This is a genomic window from Rhodococcus sp. HNM0563 (assembly GCF_012726195.1).
GTDB lineage: Bacteria > Actinomycetota > Actinomycetes > Mycobacteriales > Mycobacteriaceae > Rhodococcus.
Genome location: NZ_JAASAF010000005.1, coordinates 388,689 through 415,271, shown reverse-complemented (window position 1 = coordinate 415,271; position 26,583 = coordinate 388,689). Strand labels below are relative to the sequence as shown.

Here is a 26,583-nt window from a genome sequence, read left to right as displayed (position 1 = left end):
CCATGATGCCGCACCGCACCCCCGGACCGGTATGTGCATTCGATCTATGGGCGTGGGAAAGTAGTAGATATGGCACGAACACCTGGTTTCGGCGGATCCCACGAGAGCGGATCGCCCGATAACCCGGTCCTGATCACGGAGGCGGAGGCGTCTCTCGAGGACCAGCACCGAGCGCGGGTCCGTAAGTACATGACCTTGATGGCTTTCCGCATTCCCGCCCTGATCCTGGCAGCCATCTCGTACGGCGTGTGGGCGAACCCGTGGATCGCGATGGCGATCATCGGGCTCTCGATCCCCCTGCCGTGGATCGCGGTGCTCATCGCGAACGACCGGCCGCCACGACGCAAGGATGAGCCGAGCCGCTGGGACAGCAGGCACAGGGAACTTGCGGCGCTCGAGCGATCCGAGCATCGCGTCATCGACGGCTGACCGGACCGGCCGACCGACGTTCGGCGCACGCACAGACATCACGGACATTCGGCGCGGGGGTGGGCACCGGGCCCACCTGTACACGCGGCTGCGAGAATGCTTCCGTGGACCGCGACCTACTTCTGTCGATCTGCCCCTCCCTGCGCACTGCGTTGATCCGGTGTCGCTATGACATCGACAGCGTGCGTGAACTCCTGGGCGCGGAAGCTCACGCCGCGTTGGGGCGCAGCGAACCGGTCGCCGCACGGCGTGCCTCGCGTGGCGCGGGTGATCTCGGTGTGCTCGTGCGGCTGTTCCTTTTACAGGACACCTGCCCGGCCGACGAGGTCGCCGCGGCACTTGCACCTCTGAATCTCGACGACGCGATCGCCTCCGGTCTGCTCGAACGTGACGCGGACGGTGTGCGGTCGGCGCTGGATCTGCGGCCGCTGGACGCCGGCGGGGGCAACCTCTGGGTTCTGTCGGACCTCGACGGTGCGCTTCGACCCAGCCCTACTCGTCCTGATCATGTGCTGGGCGTCGGCCAGGCATCGCTCTCGTTGTTGCAGGCCACTCCCACCGACCCGGTGGGTTCCGCACTCGATCTCGGCACCGGGTGCGGCGTCCAGGCGATCCACGCGACCGAGTACGCCGATACCGTGACCGCGACCGACATCACACCGCGCTGCCTGACACTGGCCGCGGCCTCCGCCGCGCTGAACGAACTGGACCTCGAACTTCTCGAAGGCTCGTGGTTCGAACCCGTTGCCGGCCGCCGCTTCGACCGAATCGTCGCGAACCCTCCGTTCGTGGTGAGCAGCGGCCAGGTCGAGCACAGCTACCGTGATTCCGGTCTCGATCTCGACGGCGCGAGCAAGCTGATGATCTCGCAGAGCGTCGACCACCTGAATCCGGGCGGGACCGCGTCCATCCTGGCGTCGTGGGTTCATATCGAAGGCCAGGACTGGCGAGCACGCGTCGCGTCGTGGTTACCGGCCCACGGTGTGGATGCATGGATCGTGCAGCGTGACGTGGCTGATCCGGCTCTGTACATAGGGACCTGGCTCCGCGATGGCGACGCCGACCAGCGCGACCCGGCAGTCGCGGGACGCGCCGAGGAGTGGTTCGACCATTTCGCACGCAACTGCGTCGAGGGTGTCGGCTTCGGGTTCGTCTATCTGCGTCGCACGGATGAGCCGTCGGATGTGCTGGCCGAGGACCTGCGCCATGCCTTCACCGATGCGCTCGGGCCGGAATCGATCGACTATTTCGCACGCCTCCAGTGGTTACGCGACCACGATCTCCTCGAATCTCGGTTCCAGGTACGCGACGACACTGCACTCGAGCGCGTCTTCCTCCCCGGCGAGGAAGGCTGGAATCAGGTTGTCACCCGGGTGCATCGCGGGGGCGGCCCCGCGTGGCAGCACGAACTGGACGACCTGGCAGCTGCCCTGCTCGGCGGCCTGCGTTCCGATGGCCTCCCCCTGGGCGATCTGGTCTCACTGCTCTCCGCGGCCCACGGTGAGGACGAGGACGAGTTGGCGGCGATGGCGGTGCCTCTGATGCAGGGACTCGTCCGTCACGGTCTCGTCACGCCGGTATAGATCCGAGCGGGCGGGGCAGTTCCCGCAACGGCGCCCCTTCCCCGATCTCTCAGCAACTTCTCAGACGAGCTACCAGGTTCGCGCAGGTCGCAGCACTGCGGCTCGGAAACCGGCGGGAACTTTCCCAGGTGACCCGAGCGTTGAACCCTGTGAGACACCACCGATGAGGAGGCACGTCATGGCACGCCCCGCAACAACCGCTCGAGTCAATTCCGACCTCGACAATCAAAGTCCCGCCGCCGATCTTGTGCGCGTTTATCTGAACGGCATCGGAAAGACGGCATTGCTGACCGCAGCGGACGAGGTAGAACTGGCAAAGCGGATCGAGGCCGGCCTTTATGCCAAGCACGTGCTCGAGACCAAAAAGCGTCTCTCACCTGCAAAGAAGCGCGACCTTGCGATCGTCGTACGCGAAGGCCAGGCAGCTCGTAGTCATCTACTCGAAGCGAACCTGCGGCTCGTGGTGTCGCTGGCCAAGCGCTACACCGGACGCGGCATGCCCCTGCTCGACCTGATCCAGGAAGGCAACCTCGGTCTCATCCGAGCGATGGAGAAGTTCGACTACGCAAAGGGCTTCAAGTTCTCGACCTACGCCACGTGGTGGATCCGTCAGGCAATCACCCGCGGTATGGCCGATCAGAGCCGCACGATCCGCCTTCCGGTCCATCTCGTCGAGCAGGTCAACAAGCTTGCCAGGATCAAGCGGGAACTGCACCAGCAGCTCGGACGCGAGGCCACCGACGAAGAACTCTCGGAAGAATCCGGCATTCCGGTCGCGAAGATCGCTGACCTGCTCGACCACAGCCGCGACCCGGTGAGCCTGGACATGCCGGTCGGAAGCGACGAAGAAGCACCTCTGGGCGACTTCATCGAGGACGCCGAGGCGACCTCCGCGGAGACCGCCGTGATCGCCGGACTCCTGCACAGCGATGTCCGCAGCGTTCTCGGAACCCTCGACGAGAGGGAGCAGCAGGTCATCCGCCTCCGGTACGGGCTGGACGACGGCCAGCCGCGCACTCTCGACCAGATCGGCAAGTTGTTCGGTCTCTCGCGCGAGCGCGTACGGCAGATCGAGCGTGAAGTGATGGGCAAACTCCGCGAGGGCGAGCGCGCCGAACGCCTCCGCGCCTACGCAAGCTGACCGGGCGCGTCAGCTTCAGCGATCCCCGAGAGCCGGGCTGGGTTCTCGGGGATCGTGCTGTCGGCAGGTTGCTCGCTCCGGTCACCGCAGCCGGCGCGGGCCCAGGTCGAGAGGATGCTGCGATTCCGGGCCGATCCGCAGGTGCGCGTCGGTGAGCTCGGCACCGACCGGCGACGCCAGCACCGGTTCGCATACGAGCTCACGAACCTCGGGCAGGTCGTCGGCAAGCGCGGAAATGCGCTGGACGATATCGACGAGTGCGGCGCGATTCGCCGGTGCAGCATTGCGGTAGCCGGTCAGTAGCGGCGCCGCCTTGGGTGCGTCGATCAGTTCGACGGCTTCGTCCTCGGTCAGCGGCAACACCTGGTAGGCGCGGTCACCCAGCAGGTCGGAGATCACGCCTGCGACTCCGAAGGAGATCAACGAACCGAACGAGGGGTCGTCCTGTACCCGAATCGCGCATCCGATGCCCTTGGTCGCCATCTTCTGCACATGAAGCAGCGGCTCCCCGGACACCGCAGCGAGGTCCCGGTAGGCGAAACGAACCGAATCGGCGTCGACGAGGTCGAGCCGGACCCCGGTCAGATCGGGCCGGTGTCGCCATTGGGCCCCGGTCGCCTTGACTGCCACCGGAAAGCCGATCTCGTGGGCTGCTGCGATCGCCTCGTCCTCGGTGGTCACCGACCGGAAGGTGGCGATGTGCACGCCGTAACACGAGAGCAGCAATGCGGTCTCGGTGTCGGACAGGTAGCGGCCGCCGGGCGTGGTGTCGAGCCAGCCGTCGACGAGAGCACGGGCACGCTCCGGGTCGATCCCCGCGGGACGGACAACCTGCGACTGGGGGCGAGACCGCCACTTGGCATACCGCCACGCACGTGCAAGAGCTGTCGCGGCCCGTTCGGGACCCGGGTACGAGGGTACCGACCCCCGGGCCGGATTGCCCTCTTCATCTCGGACCGCGAGAACATCAGGGATGCCCTCGGTCGCAAGGAATGTCGTGACCACCGGCTTCTCCGCACCCGCCACTGCATCGCGCAGTGCTTGCGCGTAGGGCTCGACCGTCACCGCAACCGGGGGAACGAACACGGCGATGACCGCATCGATCTCCGGTGCCCCGAGCGCCCGGGCCACCGCTTCCGCGAACCCTTCCGGGGTCGCCTGCGCGCCGAGATCCACTGCGTCGGCGGGCTTGAGGCCCTGCCCTCTCGCCGCATCCACGGCGAGCACCCCGAGCGCTGTGGAATTACCCACGACCGCGACCCGCGGTCCGGCGGGTAGCGGTTGATAGCTGAACAACAACGCCGAATCAAACAGTTGCGCAATGGATTCGACCTGAACAACGCCGGCCTGCTCGAACAGGTGACGCACAATTGCGTCGTCCATCTCCCCGGTACGGGCCTCGAGCACCGGAGGTACCGCATGCCGGCCGGATTTGACCGCCACGATCGGCTTGCTTCGCGCGACCCGGCGGGCGATGCGCGAGAACTTACGTGGGTTGCCGAAGCTCTCGAGGTAAAGGAGTACCACCTCGGTAGCAGGGTCGGTGTCCCAGTACTGCAACAGGTCGTTGCCAGACAGATCGGCGCGGTTTCCCGCAGACACGAACGAGGACAAGCCCACTCCGGTCTTGGCGGCTTCGTCGAGAATCGCGATGCCCAACGCACCCGACTGACAGAAGAACCCGACATTGCCCGCGGCGGGCAGTATGGGGGCGAGCGTCGCATTCAACCGGAACGCCGGATCGTTGTTGGCGACTCCGAGGGCGTTCGGGCCGATCAATCGCATCCCGTGTGCACGCGCGGCATGCGCCAGGCGGCGCTCCGCGTCGCGTCCCTCGGGTCCGGTCTCGCCGAATCCGGACGACACGACGAGTAGCGCTTTGACGCCTTTCGCGAGGCAGTCGTCGAGGACCGCGTCGATCGATTCGGCGGGAACCGCGGCGATCGCCAGGTCGATCTCGTCCGGGATGTCGCGCACTGTCGGATAGGCTCGCACGCCCCGCACCGACCGGTGTTCGGCGTTGACCGGATAGACCGGTCCGGTGAATCCGCTGCGCAGCATGTTCACCAGGACGGCGTTGCCGACTTTCCGGCTGTCGGTGGAGGCACCGATCACCGCGACGCTTCCCGGACTCAGAATGTTGCGGACGCTACGAGCTTCAGCGGCACGCTCGCGCGCATTGCGCACCGAGACGAGTGCCTCCGTGGGGTCGATGTCGAACTCCAACCGCACCACACCGCCCTCGAAACTGCGGCTGACCTGATACCCGGCCTCACGGAAGACCGAGATCATGTGGCGGTTCTCTGCGAGGACCTCGGCGACGAAACGACGGAGTCCGTTCTCCGCGGCAGCGCCGGCGAGGTGTTCGAGCAGAATGGGCCCCAGCCCGCGACCTTGATGCGAGTCCGACACGGTGAATGCGACTTCGGCGGACAGACCGTCCCCCTCGGACGACAGTCCTTCGTAGCGACCGACTGCGATGATCTCGTCTCCGAGCATCGCCACGAACGCCACCCGCTTGCGATGGTCGACGACGGTGAAATTGAACAGATCGCGCTTCGAGATCGTCGGGTAGGGACCGAAGTATCGGAGATACCGCGTCCGTTCGGACAACTTGCCGTGGAATTCGACGATCTTGTCGGCGTCTTCCGGAACGATCGGCCGCAGATGGACGACACCACCATCGGAAGCCAGCACATCGGCAACCCAGTGGCGGGGATAATCACGCGCGACCGCCAGTGCCCGTTCGCGCTCGGGGTCGGCAGTCGCATCGGGCGTGCGAGGCGATTCCTCCCCCGCATGTACCTGCGTGCTCTCCGAGTCAGTCACGAGGGTCCTCCGGGTCCAGTCCGAGAAGCGGGAAGCAGGCGCGGCGCGTAGCGATGATCGCGGAATCGATTCGGGTCAGCGCTCGATCGAGTGACGCAACGCCGGTTTCGGGTGTACCACCGGGACCGTCCCACGCCAGATACGACAGGTCCGCCCCTTCGCCCATTTCTGTGGGGAGTTCGACTCCGGGCGCCATGGCGCCGACACGATCGCGCCAGTCGTCGGGAACCTTTGCGGTGAGGTCGATCTCACGGTCGAGCGCCGCGGCGATCAGATGTGTCCACGAACGTGGTACAACCCGGACCAGGCCGTATCCTCCCCCGCCCAATGCAAGCCAACGTCCTTCGCAGTACCGGTCGGCGAGGTCGCGCATCGCGAGATACGACGCACGTTGCCCGTCGACGGTGAGCGACAGATCGGCCAGCGGGTCTTCGCGGTGACTGTCGGCCCCGCACTGGCTGATGAGGATCTGCGGGCGGAATGCGGCGATCGCGCCGGGCACGACGGCCTGGAACGCCCGCAACCACAAGGAATCGACCGTGCCGGGTAGTACAGGAAGATTGATGGCGGTACCTTCGGCGGCACCGGCCCCGACCTCACTCGACCAACCGGTGTTCGGCCACAGGGTCGCGGGATGCTGATGGATCGAGACGGTCAGCACACGCGGGTCGTCCAGGAATGCGTGCTGGACCCCGTCGCCGTGGTGAGCATCCACATCGACATAGGCGATGCGATCGTAACCCTGATCGAGCAACCACGAGATGGCGATCGCCGCGTCGTTGTAGACACAGAATCCGGCGGCCCAGTCGGCCATCGCGTGGTGCATGCCGCCGCCGATACTCACCGCCCTGCGGGTCCGGCCGGATGCGATCTCCCGGGCAGCGGCCAGGGTGCCGCCCGCCAGTGTGGCGCTCGCCTCATGCATCTTGGGGAAGATGGGATTGTCTTCGGTGCCCAAACCGTGCGGTGTGTCTGCCGGAGGTTCCGATCCGGCGGGCGCAGATCCGGCCTTCTTGACAGCATCGACATAGCCGGATGTGTGGATGCGAAGGAGATCAGCATCGTCTGCAGGGTCCGGACGCACCGTTTCGACGCCCTCGAGCAGCCCGATGCTGCGTGCGAGTGCCATCGTCAGGTCGAGCCGGGTCGGGTTCATCGGGTGGCTCGGACCCCACCGATAGTCGAGGTAATCGGGGCTCCAGACCACCACACGGTCGCCGCCCAGATGTGTCGAACCGCCTGCCGCGGTGGAGCTCGTGGTCATGAACACAGACGCTACTTGCCCGCCCCGGGTCACGCGAGCATCGGACCTCACCCACCACCTGAACGCCACGGTTAGAATCGGGCGCAGACGAAGGGGTGTGAGAGTGAAGGACCTGGTCGATACAACGGAGATGTATCTCCGGACGATCTACGACTTGGAGGAGGAAGGTGTGGTGCCCCTGCGGGCACGCATTGCCGAACGCCTCGAACAGAGCGGTCCGACGGTCAGTCAGACCGTCGCCCGCATGGAACGCGACGGACTGCTGCGCGTCGCGGGTGATCGTCATCTGCAGTTGACGGAGAAGGGACGGGATCTCGCCGTGTCCGTCATGCGTAAGCACCGCCTCGCAGAGCGGTTGCTCGTCGATGTGATCGGACTCGACTGGGAGAATGTGCATGCCGAGGCGTGCCGCTGGGAACATGTGATGAGCGAGGAGGTGGAACGCCGACTCGTCGAAGTACTGAACAATCCGACTACTTCGCCGTACGGCAACCCGATCCCCGGGCTCGCAGAACTGGGTCTCGACAAGGCTGCCGTCTCGGACGAGAAACTGGTCCGTCTGACGGAGATTCCGAGCGGGCAGCCCACCGCGGTCGTCGTGCGCAGACTCGCCGAGTACGTCCAGTCGGATCCAGAAGTGATCGCTCGCCTGCGTGAGGCGGGCGTCGTGCCCGACGCACGCGTTACAGTCGAGACGCGTCCGGGTTCGGTGATGATCACCGTCACCGGCCACAACACATTCGAGCTTTCCGACGAGATGGCCCATGCCGTGCAGGTGAAGCAGGTCTGATGCCGGGCCTCTTCCACCGGGCCGGTGGGCCGGTGGAAGAGGAGACCCAGCGTGAAACTTCTGGTGACCGGCGGCGCCGGTTATGTGGGCAGCGTATGCAGCACCGTGTTGCTCGAGCGTGGCCACGACGTGGTCGTCGTCGACGATCTGTCCACCGGCAACGCCGATGCCGTGCCGTCGGGCGCCGAGTTCGTTCACGGTGATATCGCCGATGTCGCCGCGGAGATACTGGGCTCCGGAGGTAGTTCACCCCGATTCGACGGCGTTCTCCATTTCGGTGCGCAATCGCTCGTAGGAGAATCGGTCGAGTTCCCCGAGAAGTACTGGCAGGGCAACGTCGTATGCACACTCGCACTGCTCGAAGCGATGCGATTGTCGGGCACGCCGCGGCTTGTCTTCTCGTCCACCGCAGCGACCTACGGTGAGCCCGAGCAGGTACCGATCACCGAGGATGCTCCCACCCGGCCCACGAATCCGTACGGTGCCTCCAAACTGGCAATCGATCACGCGATCTCCTCGTACGCCCACGCGCACGGGATCGCCGCGACCAGTCTGCGCTACTTCAATGTGGCCGGCGCATACCGGGGCGCCGGGGAGAATCGTGTCGTCGAGACACACCTGATCCCACTCGTCCTTCAGGTCGCCCTGGGGCAACGCGAGCGCATCTCGGTGTTCGGCACGGATTGGCCGACCAAGGACGGCACCGCGATCCGCGACTACATCCATGTCAAGGACCTTGCCGACGCACACGTGCTGGCGCTGTCGAAGGCAACTGCGGGAGCGCACCGCATCTACAACCTCGGGAGCGGTGAGGGCTTCACCGTGCGCGAGGTCATTTCGTCGTGCGAGCGGATCACCGGGCTTCCGATCGCCGCTGCCGATGCACCACGACGCGCCGGTGATCCTGCCGTGCTGATCGCTTCGAGTGCGCGCGCGATCGACGAACTCGGTTGGAAACCCGAGCACACAGACCTCGACGAGATCGTCGCGGACGCCTGGGAATTCATGCGAAATCTCGGTGATCGCGCGCACGCCGCCCGTACCTGATCATTCGGGCGGTCCGGGCAAGGGCAGCACCACACCCAGTCGCGCTGCGATCTCGTAGCCGGTGTCGGCAAGACCACGAACGGCTTCGGGACGCAGCCCGGCCTGCAACGCCTGGTCGAGAAGATCCGAAAGACGGTGTCGCGGATTCGATTCCAGGGCCACTCCGAGCGCGACGCCCGCGAATGCACCGTCACCTCGTACGTAGGCACTGAAGGCGACGAGTGCAGCAGCGTCGGCTCGTTCCGGATCCGGCAAGGCACGAGCAAGCTCGACCCACATACGCTCGGCGAGGCGCGCCTGCACCCCCGCCGCCAGTGCGAGGGTCGCGTCACGGACCGTCGGATTCGCAAGGAGTACGGCCACTTCGGCGTATTCCTGGGCGCGGAGTTCCGCCCCGTCACCGAATGCCTCGAGATGGCCGAGCAGTGTTTCGAGTTCCATTCGGTCTGCACGGGCGGAACCGCCGGCGCGTGCAGCGCGCTCGTACGCCAGGTCGCGGGCATCGATCACATCGTCGATGCATTGGCCCACTCGCCTGCGATGCTCCGGCGCGGACGGAGCGAGCAGTGCGTCGAGTTCGTCCCGCGACCGCCGGATCGGACTCCCACCGAAAACTCGTGTGGCGGCAACCACCGAACTCTCGGGATCGGGGATCGTCCCGTTCACATTGCCTTCCGGTGTGAACCACACGCGCCCACGGGCGATTTCGGGGGTGGCATGCACACCGGCCACTTCGATGCCGGACAGTGCGAGCTCTTCGGCGAGTTCCTCGACCAGACGCACTGCAGCAGCGGAGCCGGGGCAGTGGGGATGGTCGAGCCGGTCGTCGACGAGCACCACCAGTACGGCGCGTGCTCCTTCGCGGACGCAGACCGTGCAGAACCGCTCGAACGCGGCGCTCATCGGTGCAGGAATCGGTTCGTCGGTCCGCGGAAGCAGGAGGTCGTGGCGCATAACGGCGCCGATCGCGTCGCTTCTCCTATCGCTGTTGGATGATCGCTGTGCGGGAGAGAGGCTCAATACGAGAATCGAGCGCGCCGGATGGAAGCCGAGCATGGCCGGCACTGCGGCGAGCAGTTCGCCGATGTCCGACAGGTGCAGTGGCTGCGAGGATGAGGTCGATGCGGTCATGCCCAGCACGATCCATGGTCGCGGCGACCGAGATCGGGTCTCGGACGTGGAATCCGCAAATCTGTGGATGGATGAGGCGGCTGTGGACAATCCGGGCAGCGCAACCTCGTGCCGGGCGCTGACACAGCTGGCAGTGTCAGCGCAGACTGATACGCTCCGGCCGCGAGTGGTCGGCAAACCTCTTCACGAGATCCCTCGCTCAATCTCCGAAGGCATACACCACCGCATTGTGGAAGACGATGTCCAGGGCATCGCGGTCGACCTCACGACGATCGAAGGTCATGTAGGTCACCAGGACCCTGGCATCTCCGAGCTGGGCGCCGCGGGTCTCCATCGACTGGACCAGCCGGCGATCGTCTCCCGAAACCACCGTGCGTGTGTATGCGACGGTCCGGACGCCCCCCATCGGCGGAAGCGGCTCCGGCGCGGCGACGGTGGTGACGGTGGCGGTCACCCCACTGTCGGTGGCATCGACCTCGCTGCACTCTCCGAGGTGCTTCCTCAGTTCGGGGAGTGTGGGTGCCGGCACCACCACTTCGACGCTGATCGTGGCCCGCCCGTCCTCGGAGGTCCCCACGGCCATTGCGGTTTCGTCGGGGCCGTAATTCTGCGGGAGCGGGAGACATCCGGGCGGTTCCACCTTCGCGCCGACGGGGATCCCTGCCAGGTCCGGCGCGGCCTGCGCCACTGCAGAGGGAGGCAGCGTCACCGCCGGGTACGAGGCGGGGAACTTCTCCGGGGGCAGCAGAAGCGCAGCCGGCAACGATCGGTCCAGGGCGGGGTCGGAGATCCCGGACACGTCGATCGTCCGCGAGGCAGTTCCGGGCAACGCGGTGCCTGCCACTGTCGTCGAGCACCCTGTCACAGTGGCGATCAGTGCCGCGCACATGACCATGCGACCGACGTACCGGTCGCGCCGCCGACGAACTGCGTTCACGGCCACCCGAACCTCCGCTGTTCCCGTTCATCGGGGCAGAACACCCCGTCGAGCGCTGTTCTCGGTTCAATTAGACTCGAACACCACCATGCCACGCCGGTGCGCCACCGGGCAGAAGGCTATGACGACGTGATCGGAGTGGTTCGGATATGGACGAACAGTCCCGGATGTACGAGCTGGAGTTTCCCGCGCCTCGCTTGACCTCGGCCGACGGACAGGGGCCTGTGTTGGTGCACGGGCTGGAGGGCTTCTCCGATGCCGGACACGCTGTGCATCTGGCCACCACTCATCTCCGGGAGCAGCTCGAGACGGAGGTCGTCGCTTCCTTCGCCATCGATGAACTTGTCGACTACCGTTCACGGCGGCCCATGATGACGTTCGAATCGGATCACTTCTCCGACTACGCGGCGCCCGAACTCAACCTGTATGCGCTCGTCGACAACGCGGGCACTCCGTTCCTGTTGCTCGCAGGTACCGAGCCGGATCTGAAATGGGAGCGCTTCATCACGGCGCTCCGCATTCTGGCGGAGCGATTCGGGGTCCGACGCACGATCGGCCTAAATTCGATCCCCATGGCGATCCCCCACACCCGTCCGCTGGGCGTGACCGCCCATTCGACGAACAAGGATCTCATCGCCGATCATCACCGGTGGTCCGGTCAACTGCAGGTTCCGGCGGGCGCGTCGTCCTTGCTCGAGTTCCGGATGGCTCAGCACGGACACGAGGCTGTCGGATTCTCGGTGCATGTTCCGCACTATCTGGCGCAGACCGACTACCCCGCTGCCGCCGAGTCGCTGTTGATCAACGTCGCGGAGGTCGGAAATCTCGATCTTCCGCTCGGAGCGTTGGGGGAGGCTGCCGCGCGTGTTCGCGAGCAGGTCGACGAGCACATCGAAGGCAACGAGGAGGTGCTGTCCGTCGTGCGCGCGCTCGAACGCCAGTACGACAGCTACGTGGCAGCGCAGGAGCAGCAGTCCACTCCGCTGCCGACCGACGAAAGCCTGCCCAGCGGGGACGAGCTGGGGGCCGAGTTCGAACGATTCCTCGCCGAGTACGAGCGCAAGGACGGTGACACGGACTCCGACTCCTGACGCTCCGGCTCCCGGCCTGTCCAGGAATCGACTCGGCACGAATTCGGTGCGGCCGGTTCCAGGGAGGGCTCGGTAGCGCTGCAGCCGCGTTACATACCGGTCACGATCCTCATTGCCGACGTCACATACAGAAAGTATGCTCGCCCGGCATGCAAGGGTAGGCAAGCAAGGATCAGCTCCCGAGCCAGACAGGAGACCGGCCGGCTGCAACCCGTGGATACGGCAGGAGAGGCTGATGGCTACATCGCGACCGCGCACATTGCGCCCGGTTCCCGATTCGGAACCTCGGATGGTCTTCCGGACCGTTCACGGGTACCGGCGTGCCTTCCGCCTCGCGGGCAACGGTCCGGCCCTGGTGTTGATCCACGGCATCGGCGACAATTCGTCCACTTGGCTCGACGTCATTCCCCACCTTGCGAAGAAGTACACGGTCATTGCCCCCGACCTGCTCGGCCACGGCCGTTCCGACAAGCCTCGCGCCGACTATTCCGTCGCCGCATATGCCAACGGCATTCGCGACCTCCTCGCGGTGCTCGGTGTCGAACGGGCCACGATCATCGGCCACTCCCTCGGCGGCGGGGTTGCAATGCAGTTCGGCTACCAGTTTCCCGAGATGGTGGAACGGCTCGTGCTCGTGTCGTCCGGTGGCGTCACCAAGGACGTCCATCCGGCACTGCGGCTCGCATCCCTGCCCGGGGTGAGTGAATTACTCAGACTGCTCAGAATTCCCGGAGCAGTGCCCGCGGTCAGGGTCGTGGGCACCATCCTCGGTCAAATCCACGGCTCGCCGCTACGGCCCGGAGCCCTACTCCACGACACGAGCGATCTCGTGCGGATCCTCTCCGGTCTGCCGGATCCGACCGCATACGAGGCATATCTGCGCACCTTGCGTGCGGTGGTCGACTGGCGTGGTCAGGTGGTGACGATGCTCGATCGTTGCTATCTCACCGAGGATGTCCCGGTGCAGCTGATCTGGGGTGATCAAGATGGTGTGATCCCCGTCGGACACGCACACCTCGCGCACTCGGCCATGCCCGGGTCGCGACTCGAGATATTCCACGGTTCGGGGCATTTTCCGTTCCGGGACGACCCGATCCGGTTCCTGCGGGTGATCGAGGACTTCCTCGATTCCACAACACCGCTCAAGTTCGACGAAGAGCAGTGGCGGCAGCTGCTGCTCACGGGACTGCGCGAATCCCGCATCACCGGTGGTCCGGCGACACGCACAGCCGTCCTCGGCGCAATGGGATCGGACGAACGCAGCGCGACGTAGAGCCGGCCGGCGTTCCGACTAGCCTGGAGCGGTGCTGCTTCCGGATCTGATACCCGACCCTGTCGACGACGACTCTCTTTTCGACGCGTTCACCTCCTGGACGACGGACCGGGGTATCACGCTCTATCCGGCGCAGGAAGAGGCGTTGATGGAGCTCGTCTCCGGCGCCAACGTGATCCTCGCGACCCCCACCGGCTCGGGGAAGTCGATGGTCGCGCTCGGCGCTCACTTCCACGCATTGGCCACCGGAAAACGGACCTTCTACACGGCACCGATCAAGGCGCTCGTGAGTGAGAAGTTCTTCGCATTGTGCGATGTGTTCGGTGCCGACCTCGTCGGGATGATGACCGGCGACGCGTCCGTCAACTCTGGGGCTCCGATCATCTGCGCGACCGCCGAGATCGTCGCCAATCTCGCGTTGCGCGAGGGAGCGAACTCCGACATCGGCCAGGTCGTCATGGACGAGTTCCATTTCTATTCGGAACCCGAACGCGGCTGGGCATGGCAGGTACCGCTCGTCGAACTTCCGAATGCGCAGTTCCTGCTGATGTCGGCGACACTCGGCGACGTCACGTTCCTGAAGAACGATCTCACGCGGCGAACCGGGCGGCCCACCGTTGAAGTCTCGGGTTCGGAACGCCCCGTTCCCCTGACCTTCTCGTACTCTCAGGTGCCGATCGGCGAGGCCATCGAAGAACTCGTCACCACCCATCAGGCCCCGGTCTACGTGGTGCACTTCACACAGGCTGCCGCGCTCGAGCGGGCACAGGCCCTCACCAGCGTCAACATGTGTTCCAAGGACGAGAAATCAGCCATCGCCGACGCCCTGGGCGGATTCCGGTTCACCACCGGATTCGGCAAGACACTCTCACGGCTGGTCCGGCACGGAATCGGCGTTCACCACGCGGGCATGCTGCCCAAATACCGACGATTGATCGAGAAGCTCGCGCAGGACGGCCTCCTCAAGGTGATCTGCGGTACCGACACTCTGGGCGTCGGTATCAACGTGCCGATCCGCACGGTTCTGCTGACAGGGCTGACCAAGTACGACGGCACCCGCACGCGGCAGCTCAAGGCGCGGGAGTTCCACCAGATCGCGGGGCGTGCCGGACGGGCAGGCTACGACACGATGGGAAGCGTCGTGGTCCAGGCACCCGAGCACGAGATCGACAACATCCGCGCACTCGCCAAAGCCGGCGAGGATCCCAAGAAACGACGCAAGGTGCAGCGCAAGAAAGCACCCGAAGGATTCGTTTCCTGGGGACAGGGCACCTTCGACAAACTCATCGCCGCGTCGCCGGAGCCCCTGCAGTCCCGGTTCGCGGTGAGCAACTCGATGCTTCTCAACGTCATTGCGCGACCCGGCAACTGCTTCGACGCGATGCGTCACCTCCTCGAAGACAACCACGAACCGCGGCCTGCGCAACGAAAACACATTCTCAAGGCGATTTCGCTGTACCGCGGTCTGTTGCAGGCAGGGGTCGTGCAGCAGCTCGACGAGCCCGATCAAGACGGACGCATGGCGCGCCTGACCGTCGATCTGCAACGGGACTTCGCACTGAATCAGCCGCTGTCACCGTTTGCGCTGGCCGCGATCGAGCTGCTCGACATGGAATCGACCACGTACGCCCTCGACGTGGTGTCGGTGATCGAATCCACCCTCGACAACCCCCGCCAGATCCTGATGGCTCAACAGCATGCAGCACGTGGCGAAGCGGTCGCCGAGATGAAGGCCGACGGCATCGAGTACGACGAGCGGATGGAACTGCTCGAGGAGGTCACCTGGCCCAAGCCGCTCGTGGAGCTCCTCGAGCCCGCATTCGAGACCTACCGTGGCGGACACCCATGGGTCTCCGAGTTCCCCTTGTCACCGAAGTCCGTCGTGCGCGACATGATCGAGCGCGCGATGACATTCGCGGAGCTGGTCAGCCACTACGGACTGGCGCGGTCCGAAGGCCTGGTACTCCGGTATCTCGCCGACGCGTACCGGGCACTGCGGCAGACAGTTCCCGATTCCGCGCGCACCGAGGAACTCGAGGACATCACGGAGTGGCTCGGCGAGCTGATCCGGCAGGTCGATTCATCTCTGCTCGACGAATGGGAGTCGCTCACCAACCCCGGCGCAGAATCCGACGATCAGCAGATCGCATTCGGTGCCGATACACCGCGACCGCTCTCGGCGAACACTCGCGCGTTCCGGGTGATGGTGCGCAACGCGATGTTCAAGCGCGTCGAACTCGCATCACGACGTCGCTGGAACGATCTCGCCGACCTCGGTGACGGCCTCGACGCGGAAGACTGGTCGGATCTGCTCGAGCTCTACTTCGACGAGTACGACGAGATCGGCACCGGCCCCGACGCGCGCGGACCGCTGTTGTTCTCGGCCGAGATGGGCTCCGAAGTGTGGCGCGTGCGCCAGACGCTGGCGGATCCGCAGGGTGATCACGGTTGGGCGCTGATCGGTGAGGTCAACCTCGCCGAGTCGGATGCCGCGGGCGAGGTCGTCTTCGACGAGTTCGAGATCGTCGAAGGCTGAGAGCGGAGACGAGACCGGTACCCTGGTTCCGGTGAACGATGAGCCCGCTGCGGCGTTTCGCCTGTCCTACGTCCCCGGCGTGACCCCGGCCAAATGGGTTCGGGTGTGGAAGGAACGGATTCCGGAGATACCGATCGAGCTGGTTCCCGTCGATTCGACCTCGGGGGCGGAGTGCGTGCGGGCCGGGACGGCGGACATCGCACTCCTGCGGTTGCCGCTCGAACGTGACGGCCTGTCGGTGATCCCCCTCTACACGGAAACCTCCGTGGTGGTCGTACCGAAAGAGCACGCGATAGCCGTCGTCGACGAGGTGTCGGTAGCCGACCTTGCAGACGAGACCGTCTTGCATCCCCTCGACGACGTGCTCGATTGGGTGAGCCTGCCCGGGGAGGAAGCGTTCGAGCGCCCCGCAACCACCGAGGACGCGATATCGCATGTCGCGTCGGAGGTGGGGGTACTCGTGACACCGCAGTCGCTCGCTCGTCTGCATCATCGTAAGGACCTGACGTATCGCCCGGTCGCCGATGCCCCTCAGTCGCAGGTGGGTCTCGTATGGCTCACCGACCGCACTACCGATCAGGTGGACGAGTTCGTCGGTATCGTCCGGGGCCGCACCGCGAACAGTTCCCGTGGAAGGCAGGATCCTTCCGGAACCGACACTGCACCCGCAGCTTCGGGTAAGCGTCGCGGCGAGCGTCAGGGTTCACAACCGAGGAAGGTGGTCGGCGACAAGAAACCCCGATCGCGGCGGGGCGCCACCGGACGCGGCAAGAACACCGGCCGTCCCAACCGCCGACGTGGCTGATCGGATTTCTCCGCAGCGCAGCTGATCAGCCGGTGACCCGGGACTGCGGCGGGGCTTGCGACCGCAACACATCTGCCAATGCCCGGTAGTCGTCTGCGCGCGCGCTCGACGCCCGGAAGACCAGTCCGATGGTGCGTCCCGGTTCGGGGGCGGCGAAGTGCGCCACGGCCAGGTCCCCGCCTGCCGTTTCCACCGGCACCGCCGACGCGGGCACGAGCGTGACGCCGAGGCCACCTGCGACACACCGCACGACAGTGGCAAGCGACGTCGCCCGTGTGTCTCCGGCATCGGGCCGGGCATCGACGGATCGGCACAGATCCAGGGTCTGGTCCCGGAGGCAGTGGCCTTCGTCGAGAAGCAGGAGTGGAAGCTCGTCGAGGATCGACAGTGGCAGATCGGTTCTGCCTGCGAGGCGATGATCAGCGGGAACAACGAGGATGAAATCCTCGACATACAAAGGGATCTCCACGACTCCCGCCACTTCGGACGGCAGAGCGAGCACTGCGACATCAAGCGTGCCCGAACGGAGCGAACCGAGGAGCCGGGCCGTCTGATCCTCGATCACGTGCACTGCGAGATTGGGCATGCGCATGCGGAGTTCGGGCAACAGGCCGGGGAGAAAGTAGGGCGCAACCGTGGGAATCAGCCCGATCCTCAGCGGGCCCGAGAACCCATCGGAGACACCCGCAGCCGCGGCGACGAATCCGTCTGCGGCGTCGAGAATGGCTTTGGCCTGGGCGAGCAGTCTCGCGCCTGCGGGGGTCACAAGCACACGACGCGTGCTCCGCTCGATCAATTGCACCCCGAGTCCGTTCTCGAGCGAGGCGAGACCCTGCGACAGTGTGGGTTGGCTCACATTCAAACGCGCTGCGGCCGTGCCGAAGTGCTTATAGGTGGCGACGGCCACGAACGCACGCAGCTGTGACAGGGTCGGATGATAAGTCTGATCGGGCACGCCTATCAGTATAGTGCGAGCCATCACCTTTACCTTTTGAAAATTTTCCGGCAGGATGAATCTCGTACCGGAGAACGATCCCTCGGGAACCTCCGGTAACGCACAGACCCACGTCATCGGGCGTGGTGTGCGTGATCGACTCGCTTGTTCACGAGACACCAACGAGAGGACCGAAAATGGCATTGCTGACCATCGGCGATCAGTTCCCCGCTTTCAACCTGAAGGCCCTCATCGGCGGCGACCTGTCGCAGGTCGACGCTGCACAGCCCGACGACTACTTCACCACCATCACCAGCGATGACTACGCCGGCAAGTGGAAGGTCGTCTTCTTCTGGCCGAAGGACTTCACCTTCATCTGCCCCACCGAGATCGCCGCGTTCGGCAAGCTGAACGAGGAGTTCGCGGACCGCGACACGCAGGTCCTCGGCGCCTCCGTCGACAATGAATTCGTGCACTTCCAGTGGCGTGCACAGCACGAGGATCTCAAGACCCTCCCCTTCCCGATGCTCTCGGACCTCAACCGTGAGCTCGTCTCGGCCACCGGCGTCCTGAACTCGGACGGCGTTGCCGATCGCGCCACCTTCATCATCGACCCGAACAACGAGATCCAGTTCGTGTCCGTCACCGCCGGTTCCGTCGGCCGCAACGTCGACGAGGTCCTCCGAGTCCTCGACGCTCTGCAGTCCGACGAACTGTGCGCGTGCAACTGGAAGAAGAACGACCCGACCCTCAATGCGGGTGAGCTCGTCAAGGCGGCGCTGCAGTGAGTGTCGACAACCTGAAGAACGCTCTCCCCGAGTACGCGAAGGACCTCAAGCTCAACCTGAGTTCGCTCGCACGCTCGACCGAGCTCAACGAGCAGCAGCTGTGGGGCACGTTCCTCGCCGCCGCGGCCGCGACCAAGTCCGCGACCGTGCTCGCCGAGATCTCGGAGGAAGCCGCCGACGTCCTGTCTGCGGAGGCGTACAACGCCGCGCTCGGCGCAGCCTCGATCATGGGCATGAACAACGTTGCCTACCGGGCCAAGAGCTTCCTCGGTGACGATTACGCCCAGGTACGCATGGGCCTTCGGATGAACATCATCGGCAGCCCCGGAGTGGAGAAGTCCGACTTCGAGCTGTGGTCGCTGGCAGTGTCGACGATCAACGGATGCCACGACTGCACCGCAGCGCACGACAACGTTGTGCGCAAGGAGGGCCTCACCAAGGAGCAGGTCTGGGAGGCCGTCAAGGTCGCCGCCACCGTCCAGGGCGTTGCCCAGGCAATCACGGCCAGCGAGATCCTCGCCGGCGCAAACGCCTGATTTCTCGAACCATCACAACGGGGCCCCTCTTCGGAGGGGCCCCGTTGCGCGTGCTCCCGTCGTGCGAACTTATGTGATCGCGGACTACTGATCTCCGCCGAGGGCCTCGCCCGCGGCGACATCGGCGACCTCGAGCGCTACTTCGATCTCCCCTCCGAACTCGACACCGGGGGCCAGCGGCAACCTGTCGCCGCTCCAGAACCTCCCCGGGTCGTACCAGCTGCTCCCGCGACGTCGCTGTTCGAGCAGCCCCATTGCCTCCATCGTCACTGCAACCACCTCGGCGCAGTACGCACTCTCGAGCCCGGACTCGCGTCGCTTCAGGCGCGGCACGCGTCCCGCGAACCATCGTCCGGCGAGCTTCGCTGTCGAGGGGAACGGAGTTCCGTCGAGGCGAGCGATGGTACGCAGCAACTGATCCTCTTGCTCGGCGGTGACCGGGTCGGAGAGTTGACGAAGCCAACCGCGCTGTCCATAGCGCACTCCCCACACCTGCACCGCGCTGCGCAGATCGTGAAGTTGGACGCCGCGTTGATGCCGGCCGGTCCACATGTCCGGCAGGCTCCGTCCCAATTCTGCATGCCACATCAGCGGCGGCAGATCCGCGAATGCCACCGTCATGCCGACGTGGTTGACAGGGGCATTGGTGAGGGTTCGGATTGCCCTGTCCGCCCCACTGGTACCCCGGAACACCCAGATGTCCCCCGTGCGTGTGAGATCCACCGCCTCGTCCAAGGTGATGCGCGATGGTCCGGGACCGGGTTGCATGGCGTCTCCGGGTTGCCTGGAGAAGTCTCCGTGTTGCATGGGGAAAGCGTGCCATGGACCGCGCACAGCCGGAGCCCGAGGAGCAGTTCACCGCTAGGGTCGCTGCATGGCCCTACGTACCAGCACGATGTGGAAGTTGCTCGGACTCGCCGGCGTCGTGGGTGTCGCAGCAACCGGCGCGATCACCCTGCGCAACGAGCGCAGGCGACGCGACTACAGCCCCGACGAGATCCGGTCGGTGCTCCATGAACGGTACGCACGAGCAGTGGCAGCGCAGGACGGCACCGAGGAGGTACCGCTGCGCCAGGTGCCGGTGAGCCCGACAACCCGGATCCGCCGCCTGATGCGACGGATCCGGAATCGGCTGTGAGTGCTTCGGTCAGCCCAGTGCCGCAGCGAAACCATCGGCGAGTTCTTGCACCTGCTCGTCCGTCATGACGAACGACGGTGAGATCTGCATCGCCCCCTGACCTGCTGCGCGGCCCGAGATGCCGTGCTCCCGCATAGTCTTCACGAAGCCGAGGGCCTCGCCGGGATCGGCGAGCTGCACTGCCGCGACCGCACCCAGACCGCTCCGCACCTCCGAGACACGCGGATGATCCGCGAGCGGGGCGAGTTTCTCGTGGAGCGTCTTCTCGAGTCGTGCGGATTCGGCGAGCAGATTCTCACGTTCGAAGATATCGAGGTTGGCGTGTGCAGCCGCCGCTGCTGCTGCATGCCCCCCGTAGGTGTAGCCGTGACGCCACCACACACCCCCGGCAAAGAACGGTTCGGCCACAGACGGTGCCACGAACACCGCCCCCATCGGCAGATATCCCGACGTCAGACCCTTGGCTGTCGTCACGATGTCGGGCTGCAGATCGAACCTCGTCGCCGCGAACCACGACCCGCCGATCCTGCCGAACCCGGTGACCACCTCGTCGAGGACGAACAGGATGTCGTGATCTCTGCAGATGTCTCGGATCTCAGTGAGATAGCCGTCGGGCGGCAGGTACACGCCCCCGGCACCGATGATCGGTTCGCAGAAGAACGCGGCGATGTTGTCGGCCCCGACCTTCTCGATGAGCTCGAGCAGTCCTTTGGCGTCGTCCCAGGGCACGGTGGCGGTGTCGGTCCACAGCGCGCCGTAGCCCTCCGAATTGACGGCGATCCCCGCCATCGACGTCCCGCCGACATGCATCCCGTGATAGGCCTTCTCGCGGCTGACGATCATGGTCTTGCTCGTGCGGCCGACCTCTTGCCAGTAGCGGCGGGCAAGCTTCGCTGCCGTATCGATCGAGTCCGAGCCGCCCGAGGTGAAGAAGATCTTGCTACCGGGAATCGGCGCGATCTCCGCCAGCCTCTCCGCAAGCGCGATCGTCGGTTCCGCTGCGAAATCACCGAAATTCGAGAAGTGCGCGACCTTCGCCAATTGCGCGGCGACAGCCTCCCCGATCTCGGTGCGACCGTGACCGACGTTTGCGAACCACAGTCCCGCCGTCGCGTCGAGATAGCGGGTGCCCGCATCGTCCCAGATGTATGCGCCATCGCCACGAGCCACGACGAAGGCCCCGTCCCGCTCCACGACGCCCATATCGGCGAATCCGTGCCACAACGCACCCACAGTCAGCTCCTGTCCACGACTACCGGTCCCAGCCATCGTATGGGTTCCCGGCGAGCGCGGCGGCTTTCCGGTTCGGCAGTGACAGCCCTCTCAGCAGATCGGCTTGCTCCGCACCGGTGTCGCACGAGAGCACCGACAGTCGCTAGGCTGTGTGACCAGCATGTCCATCTCTCCTGCCCCGAACCGTCGCGCACTTCGCGCAGCGCTGACCGAGGTGTCGCTCAGCGACGAACATCGGTTCCGTCGCCGCCTCGATCGAGCGCGCGGCGACGACGCGCTCACCAAGATCGCCCACGACATCGACTCCGCGCGTTCGCGCCTCGTGCGACGCGCAGAGTCGGTGCCACAGATTCGGTACCCGGATGATCTCCCGGTATCCCAGCGCAAGAACGACATCGCGGACGCGATCCGCGACCACCAGGTCGTCGTGGTGGCCGGCGAGACCGGGTCCGGCAAGACCACTCAGATCCCGAAGATCTGTCTCGAACTGGGACGCGGTGTGCGGGGTCTGATCGGACACACCCAGCCCCGACGCATCGCGGCACGCGCGGTCGCCGAGCGACTGTCCGACGAACTCGGCTCCGAACTCGGCGATACCGTCGGCTACACGGTGCGTTTCACCGATCAGGTGTCCGAGCGCACTCTCGTCAAACTGATGACCGACGGCATTCTGCTCGCCGAGATCCAGCGCGACCGTATGCTCCGCCGCTACGACACCCTGATCATCGATGAGGCGCATGAACGCAGCCTCAATATCGACTTCCTGCTCGGGTATCTCGAGCAGCTGCTCCCCCGCCGGCCCGATCTGAAGGTGATCATCACCTCGGCCACGATCGATCCCGAGCGATTCGCGAAGCACTTCGCCGATGCGGAAGGGACGCCGGCCCCGATCGTCGAGGTCTCGGGACGCACCTACCCGGTCGAGGTGCGGTACCGACCGCTGACCGTCGAGCGGGGCGACGAACTCGTCGACCGCGACCCTGTCGACGCCGTGTGCGAGGCAGTCGAAGAACTGCAGTCGGCCGGCGACGGCGACATCCTCGTGTTCCTCTCCGGCGAGCGCGAGATTCGAGACACTGCGGACGCACTGCGCGACCGAAAGTTGCGCAACACCGAGATCCTCCCCCTGTACGGCCGGCTGTCGGCTGCCGAACAACATCGCGTCTTCGCCGGGCACACCGGGCGGCGTGTCGTGCTGTCGACCAACGTCGCCGAGACCTCGTTGACGGTGCCCGGCATCCGCTACGTCGTCGACCCCGGCACCGCCCGCATCTCGCGATACTCGGTGAGGACGAAGGTCCAGCGACTGCCCATCGAGGAGATCAGCCAAGCGTCCGCTCGGCAGCGCGCCGGTCGTTGCGGTCGTGTCGCCGACGGCATCTGCATCCGCCTGTACTCGGAGGACGATTTCGAGTCGCGCCCGGAGTTCACCGAGCCCGAGATCCTGCGCACCAACCTCGCGTCGGTCGTCCTACAGATGACGGCACTCGGTCTCGGCGATATTGCCTCCTTCCCGTTCGTCGAGCCGCCCGACCCACGCGCGATCCGCGACGGTATCGCGTTGCTGCACGAACTCGGCGCAATCGAACCCGCCGGCAAGGACGAAAACCCGCGCCTGACCGGTACCGGCCGGGAACTCGCGCGGCTGCCCGTCGATCCCCGCATGGCGCGCATGATCGTCGAGGGTCACCGCAACGGATGTCTGCGCGAGGTCCTCATCATCGTGTCGGCGCTGTCGATCCAAGATGTCCGCGAGCGGCCCACCGAACATCAGCAGGCCGCAGACGAGAAGCATGCGCGGTTCAACGTCGACGGATCGGATTTCCTCGCCTTCCTCCGCCTGTGGGACTACCTCAAGGAACAGCGGAGAGAGCTGTCGTCCAACCAGTTCCGAAAACTGTGCCGCAGCGAGTTTCTGCACTGGATGCGTATCCGGGAGTGGCAGGACCTCCAGGGCCAGCTTCGCCAGATCACGCTGGGCCTGGGCTGGGAGACCGCACATCAGGAGGTCTCCGACGACGCGATCCACCAGTCGCTACTCGCTGGCCTGCTCTCACATGTCGGGCTGCGCGAAGGCGACAAACGCGACTTCCTCGGCGCGCGCGGGGCACGCTTCGCGATCTTCCCCGGCTCGTCCCTGTTCAAGAAGCCACCGCGGTGGGTCATGGCCGGCGAGCTGGTCGAGACGTCGCGGCTGTGGGGCCGGATGGCGGCGCGGATCGAACCCGAGTGGGCGGAGAAGCTCGCGCCGCACCTGGTCAAGCGCACTTACTCCGAGCCGCATTGGTCGACGAAGCAGCAGGCGGCGATGGCGTACGAGCGCGTCACGCTCTACGGCATACCGCTTGTCGCGCAACGACGGGTGCAGTACGGACGGATCGATCCCGAGGTCTCGCGCGAGCTGTTCATCAGGCACGCACTCGTACAGGGCGAGTGGCAGACTCGTCACAAGTTCTTCCACGAGAACCGGGCACTGCTCGACGACGTCGAAGAACTCGAACACCGCGCGCGGCGGCGGGACCTCGTCGTCGACGACGACACACTGTTCGAGTTCTACGACCGGCGTGTGGGGCGGGAGGTCGTCTCGGCCAGGCATTTCGACACCTGGTGGAAGAAAGCCCGGCAGGAGCAACCGGATCTGCTGACCTTCACACCCGAGACGGTGGTCAACCAGGACGCGGCCACGGTTCTGGAAGGCGACTATCCCGACGCATGGCGTCAGGGCGAGCTGCAATTCCCGCTGACCTACCAGTTCGAGCCCGGCACCGAGGACGACGGGGTCACCGCCAGGATCCCGTTGGCGCTGCTCGCAGGAGTCCGACCCGTCGGATTCGACTGGCTCGTCCCGGGACTTCGGCACGAACTCGTCACCGCCCTGATCAAGGGACTGCCGAAACAGATTCGACGCCAGGTGGTTCCGGCACCCGATTTCGCGAAGGCTGCCCTCGCCTCGGTGACCGCGCGTAGTGAACCTCTCGTCAACGCACTCGCCCGGGAGCTGTCGCGGCTCGGAAACTGCAGGATCGAACCGGGTGACTTCACTCCGGCCGCGCTGCCCGATCACTTGAAGATGACTTTCGCAGCGATCGACGAGCAAGGAAAGGTGCTGGGCCGCAGCAAGAGTCTCACCGCACTGCGAAAGCAACTCGCTACGCGGGTCGACGCCGAGGTCGCCCGCGCGGCCTCGGGCACCGAACGGGCGCCCGCCCTCGCATGGACGGCGGAGACCCTCGGCACCCTTCCGCAGACGGTCACGCGCGAGGTCGGTGGCCAGCAGGTGACCGGCTATCCCGCCTTGGTGCCCGAGAACGAGGGTGTGGCGGTACGAGTTCTGAGCACTCCTCAGGCACAACGTTCCGCCACCCGCGCCGGAGTGCGAGCGCTCCTTCTCGCTGCCGCGCCGACCAAGGCGAAGGTCGTCACCTCAGGGCTGACGAACTCGGAACGGCTGACACTCGGGCGTAATCCGGATGGCTCGTTCGACGCACTCATCGAAGACTGCCGGGCATGCGCGGTCGACGAATTGATCGCAGCCAACGGGAAGTCGGTGCGGACACCCGACGAATTCGAAGCACTCGCCGTGGTAGTGCGCAGCGAGCTTCCCCGGCGCGTCGCGCACCTGCTGAAATCCGTCGTGCCTGTATTGAGCAAGGCTCACGAGGTGGGTGTGCAGTTGGATCGGGTGCGCGGCGAGGCGGCGGACGACGTCCGTGAGCAGCTGTCTTCGTTGCTCTTCGCCGGGTTCGTCACCGACCTGGGTTCTCGTCGGCTGGCCGAACTGCCTCGGTATCTCGCCGCTGCAGCTCACCGTCTCGAATCACTCCCGGCGAGCGCGAATCGCGATGCCCAGGCGATGGATGTCCTCGATCGGGTGTATGCGGCGTACGACAAGCTGCTCGCGCGGTTGCCGGAGGAACGCCGAGACGCGCGCGACGTCCTGGATGTCTACTGGATGATCGAGGAACTACGTGTGAGCCTGTTCGCCCAAGGGATGGGTACACGGGTTCCGGTGTCGGAAAAACGGATCCTCAAGGCCATCGGCTCGATCCGCTGACGTCGCGACCGGCTCGACCCTGACGGGTCACTCCGCGCCGGCGGCGACGTCGCGGGTGCGTTGGTGTTCGCGCAGTTCCGTGATCTCGCGTTCGAAATCTTCAGCGGAGCTGAATGACCGGTACACCGAGGCAAATCGGAGGTAAGCGACCTCGTCGAGGTCGCGCAGCGGCCCGAGAATCGCAAGCCCGACCTCGTGACTGGGGACCTCAGGTGCACCCTTGGCCCGCACTGCGTCTTCGACCTGCTGCGCCAGCTTGTTCAGGGCGTCGTTGTCGACATCGCGGCCTTGGCAGGCTCGCGCGACACCGCGCACGACCTTCTCACGACTGAAGGGTTCGGTAACGCCGCTGCGCTTGACCACGGACAGCACCGCGGCTTCGACCGTGGTGAATCGGCGCCCGCACTCCGGACACGCCCGACGGCGACGAATCGCGGCGCCCTCGTCGGCTTCACGCGAATCGACGACCCTGGAGTCGGGGTGCCGGCAATACGGGCAGTACATGTCGATTCCTTCGTCGCTGCCGTGGTGACCGCGACGTCGCCGACGAAACGATGTCGTGTTCGAAGGATCGATCCTGCCCGGGGGCAGGGTCTTCCCGACGCGACCACACGGGGTGGTGTGACTGACAGATTCAGACAATACCCGCACGTGTGGTGTGCTCCGGGAGTCCGGGTAGGTCGGCACCGCGTCGTCATCTTCCATCGGTGACCGCCCCTACTCCGTCCGCAGGCGGTGCCGAGTCGGTCATCACCGGTATCGTGCCGACGGCTTCCGCCGCGACCTGGCTCGTGCGAACGTGTGCGACACACAGGATCGCCGTCACCGCGACGGCTGTGAACATCACCGTCGCGAGCATCTGTACCAGCGAGTACCCGAGCCCGATTCGCGGCGTGGGCGGGTGGGCGCAGGACCTTCCCTCGCTCCGCGGCGGGTGCCCGTCGACTCCGGTCGGCAGCGTGGACGCCCGCCGCGGAAGAGCGACAGCCCCGCCCGCATCGGTCGTTCGGAATTCCGTCAACAGTGTTGTGCCCATCGGGTCCT

General features: G+C 65.6%; 22 protein-coding genes. 13 read left to right on the top strand and 9 right to left on the bottom strand.

The annotated features are described in order from the left end of the window. Positions 1–69: 69 nt before the first annotated feature. The 3 genes from HCA61_RS14190 (at position 70) to HCA61_RS14180 (ending at position 3,153) form a co-directional block, all read left to right on the top strand. Positions 70–429, top strand: a complete 360-nt coding sequence (locus tag HCA61_RS14190; RefSeq protein ID WP_169688809.1) for a DUF3099 domain-containing protein — start codon at positions 70–72, stop codon at positions 427–429. 104 nt (positions 430–533) lie between these two features. Further along, complete coding sequence (locus tag HCA61_RS14185) at positions 534–2,012, top strand: methyltransferase (protein ID WP_169688808.1); 1,479 nt, start codon at positions 534–536, stop codon at positions 2,010–2,012. 178 nt (positions 2,013–2,190) lie between these two features. Beyond that, positions 2,191–3,153 (top strand): sigma-70 family RNA polymerase sigma factor, encoded by a 963-nt coding sequence (locus tag HCA61_RS14180; RefSeq protein WP_169688807.1) that lies wholly within the window; start codon positions 2,191–2,193, stop codon positions 3,151–3,153. 81 nt (positions 3,154–3,234) lie between these two features. On the opposite strand, the gene HCA61_RS14175 is transcribed toward HCA61_RS14180, so the two are convergent. Next, positions 3,235–5,892, bottom strand: coding sequence for a bifunctional GNAT family N-acetyltransferase/acetate--CoA ligase family protein (locus HCA61_RS14175; protein ID WP_169688927.1), 2,658 nt, complete (start codon positions 5,890–5,892; stop codon positions 3,235–3,237). Positions 5,893–5,974: 82 nt separating this feature from the next. Continuing rightward, a complete protein-coding gene (locus tag HCA61_RS14170) occupies positions 5,975–7,246 on the bottom strand; it encodes an acetoin utilization protein AcuC (protein WP_169688806.1) in 1,272 nt (423 codons plus the stop codon). A 103-nt stretch (positions 7,247–7,349) separates the two neighbouring features. On the opposite strand from HCA61_RS14170, the gene HCA61_RS14165 reads away from it, so the two are divergent. Next, positions 7,350–8,036 carry a metal-dependent transcriptional regulator gene (locus HCA61_RS14165; protein WP_169688805.1) on the top strand — a complete coding sequence of 229 codons (687 nt, stop codon included), beginning with the start codon at positions 7,350–7,352 and terminating at the stop codon, positions 8,034–8,036. Positions 8,037–8,087: 51 nt separating this feature from the next. Then, entirely contained in the window at positions 8,088–9,083 is a 996-nt protein-coding gene (gene galE, locus HCA61_RS14160) for a UDP-glucose 4-epimerase GalE (protein WP_169688804.1), read from the top strand. Here galE and HCA61_RS14155 read toward each other — a convergent pair whose 3' ends face one another. Further along, a complete protein-coding gene (locus tag HCA61_RS14155; RefSeq protein WP_169688803.1) occupies positions 9,084–10,214 on the bottom strand; it encodes a DUF4192 domain-containing protein in 1,131 nt (376 codons plus the stop codon). Between the two features lie 199 nt (positions 10,215–10,413). Continuing rightward, positions 10,414–11,151 carry a DUF5642 family protein gene (locus HCA61_RS14150; RefSeq protein WP_346777563.1) on the bottom strand — a complete coding sequence of 246 codons (738 nt, stop codon included), beginning with the start codon at positions 11,149–11,151 and terminating at the stop codon, positions 10,414–10,416. A gap of 149 nt (positions 11,152–11,300) precedes the next feature. On the opposite strand from HCA61_RS14150, the gene HCA61_RS14145 reads away from it, so the two are divergent. The 4 genes from HCA61_RS14145 to HCA61_RS14130 all read left to right on the top strand — a co-directional run bounded on the left by HCA61_RS14145 (position 11,301) and on the right by HCA61_RS14130 (position 16,856). Then, positions 11,301–12,242, top strand: a complete 942-nt coding sequence (locus tag HCA61_RS14145) for a PAC2 family protein (RefSeq protein WP_169688802.1) — start codon at positions 11,301–11,303, stop codon at positions 12,240–12,242. A gap of 235 nt (positions 12,243–12,477) precedes the next feature. Next, positions 12,478–13,515, top strand: a complete 1,038-nt coding sequence (locus HCA61_RS14140; protein WP_169688801.1) for an alpha/beta hydrolase — start codon at positions 12,478–12,480, stop codon at positions 13,513–13,515. A gap of 31 nt (positions 13,516–13,546) precedes the next feature. Next, complete coding sequence (locus HCA61_RS14135; protein WP_169688800.1) at positions 13,547–16,051, top strand: DEAD/DEAH box helicase; 2,505 nt, start codon at positions 13,547–13,549, stop codon at positions 16,049–16,051. Positions 16,052–16,082: 31 nt separating this feature from the next. Next, on the top strand, positions 16,083–16,856 hold the full coding sequence (locus HCA61_RS14130; RefSeq protein ID WP_169688799.1) for a LysR family transcriptional regulator substrate-binding protein: 774 nt from the start codon (positions 16,083–16,085) through the stop codon (positions 16,854–16,856). A gap of 25 nt (positions 16,857–16,881) precedes the next feature. Here HCA61_RS14130 and HCA61_RS14125 read toward each other — a convergent pair whose 3' ends face one another. Beyond that, positions 16,882–17,811, bottom strand: coding sequence for a LysR substrate-binding domain-containing protein (locus HCA61_RS14125; protein ID WP_169688798.1), 930 nt, complete (start codon positions 17,809–17,811; stop codon positions 16,882–16,884). Positions 17,812–17,987: 176 nt separating this feature from the next. On the opposite strand from HCA61_RS14125, the gene HCA61_RS14120 reads away from it, so the two are divergent. Continuing rightward, a complete protein-coding gene (locus HCA61_RS14120; protein WP_169688797.1) occupies positions 17,988–18,578 on the top strand; it encodes a peroxiredoxin in 591 nt (196 codons plus the stop codon). Then, positions 18,575–19,114, top strand: a complete 540-nt coding sequence (locus HCA61_RS14115) for a carboxymuconolactone decarboxylase family protein (protein ID WP_169688796.1) — start codon at positions 18,575–18,577, stop codon at positions 19,112–19,114. Before HCA61_RS14120 ends, HCA61_RS14115 begins: the two co-directional genes overlap by 4 nt. A gap of 84 nt (positions 19,115–19,198) precedes the next feature. Here the strand turns inward: HCA61_RS14115 and HCA61_RS14110 are convergent, their stop codons facing one another. Continuing rightward, on the bottom strand, positions 19,199–19,882 hold the full coding sequence (locus tag HCA61_RS14110) for a hypothetical protein (protein ID WP_169688925.1): 684 nt from the start codon (positions 19,880–19,882) through the stop codon (positions 19,199–19,201). A gap of 106 nt (positions 19,883–19,988) precedes the next feature. Here HCA61_RS14110 and HCA61_RS14105 point away from each other — a divergent pair, with 106 nt between their 5' ends. Continuing rightward, positions 19,989–20,252, top strand: coding sequence for a hypothetical protein (locus tag HCA61_RS14105; protein ID WP_169688795.1), 264 nt, complete (start codon positions 19,989–19,991; stop codon positions 20,250–20,252). Positions 20,253–20,261: 9 nt separating this feature from the next. Here HCA61_RS14105 and HCA61_RS14100 read toward each other — a convergent pair whose 3' ends face one another. Beyond that, the gene (locus HCA61_RS14100) at positions 20,262–21,521 is read right to left on the bottom strand and encodes an aminotransferase class III-fold pyridoxal phosphate-dependent enzyme (RefSeq protein WP_169688794.1); all 1,260 of its coding nucleotides are present in this window, start codon (positions 21,519–21,521) and stop codon (positions 20,262–20,264) included. Positions 21,522–21,645: 124 nt separating this feature from the next. Between HCA61_RS14100 and hrpA the strand changes: the two genes are divergently transcribed. Beyond that, on the top strand, positions 21,646–25,539 hold the full coding sequence (hrpA, locus tag HCA61_RS14095; RefSeq protein ID WP_169688924.1) for an ATP-dependent RNA helicase HrpA: 3,894 nt from the start codon (positions 21,646–21,648) through the stop codon (positions 25,537–25,539). Between the two features lie 27 nt (positions 25,540–25,566). Here hrpA and nrdR read toward each other — a convergent pair whose 3' ends face one another. After that, positions 25,567–26,043, bottom strand: coding sequence for a transcriptional regulator NrdR (nrdR, locus tag HCA61_RS14090; protein ID WP_169688793.1), 477 nt, complete (start codon positions 26,041–26,043; stop codon positions 25,567–25,569). Positions 26,044–26,233: 190 nt separating this feature from the next. Continuing rightward, complete coding sequence (locus HCA61_RS14085; RefSeq protein ID WP_169688792.1) at positions 26,234–26,575, bottom strand: hypothetical protein; 342 nt, start codon at positions 26,573–26,575, stop codon at positions 26,234–26,236. Between the last annotated feature and the right edge of the window lie 8 nt (positions 26,576–26,583).

Bases quoted from the DNA above. Each gene is read 5' to 3' on its own strand.
- HCA61_RS14190 (WP_169688809.1), top strand. From the start codon at position 70: ATGGCACGAACACCTGGTTTCGGCGGATCCCACGAGAGCGGATCGCCC.
- HCA61_RS14180 (WP_169688807.1), top strand. From the start codon at position 2,191: ATGGCACGCCCCGCAACAACCGCTCGAGTCAATTCCGACCTCGACAAT.
- HCA61_RS14170 (WP_169688806.1), bottom strand. From the start codon at position 7,246: ATGACCACGAGCTCCACCGCGGCAGGCGGTTCGACACATCTGGGCGGC.
- HCA61_RS14155 (WP_169688803.1), bottom strand. From the start codon at position 10,214: ATGACCGCATCGACCTCATCCTCGCAGCCACTGCACCTGTCGGACATC.
- HCA61_RS14145 (WP_169688802.1), top strand. From the start codon at position 11,301: ATGGACGAACAGTCCCGGATGTACGAGCTGGAGTTTCCCGCGCCTCGC.
- HCA61_RS14140 (WP_169688801.1), top strand. From the start codon at position 12,478: ATGGCTACATCGCGACCGCGCACATTGCGCCCGGTTCCCGATTCGGAA.
- HCA61_RS14120 (WP_169688797.1), top strand. From the start codon at position 17,988: ATGGCATTGCTGACCATCGGCGATCAGTTCCCCGCTTTCAACCTGAAG.
- HCA61_RS14110 (WP_169688925.1), bottom strand. From the start codon at position 19,882: ATGCAACCCGGTCCCGGACCATCGCGCATCACCTTGGACGAGGCGGTG.
- HCA61_RS14105 (WP_169688795.1), top strand. From the start codon at position 19,989: ATGGCCCTACGTACCAGCACGATGTGGAAGTTGCTCGGACTCGCCGGC.
- HCA61_RS14100 (WP_169688794.1), bottom strand. From the start codon at position 21,521: ATGGCTGGGACCGGTAGTCGTGGACAGGAGCTGACTGTGGGTGCGTTG.
- hrpA (WP_169688924.1), top strand. From the start codon at position 21,646: ATGTCCATCTCTCCTGCCCCGAACCGTCGCGCACTTCGCGCAGCGCTG.
- nrdR (WP_169688793.1), bottom strand. From the start codon at position 26,043: ATGTACTGCCCGTATTGCCGGCACCCCGACTCCAGGGTCGTCGATTCG.
- HCA61_RS14085 (WP_169688792.1), bottom strand. From the start codon at position 26,575: ATGGGCACAACACTGTTGACGGAATTCCGAACGACCGATGCGGGCGGG.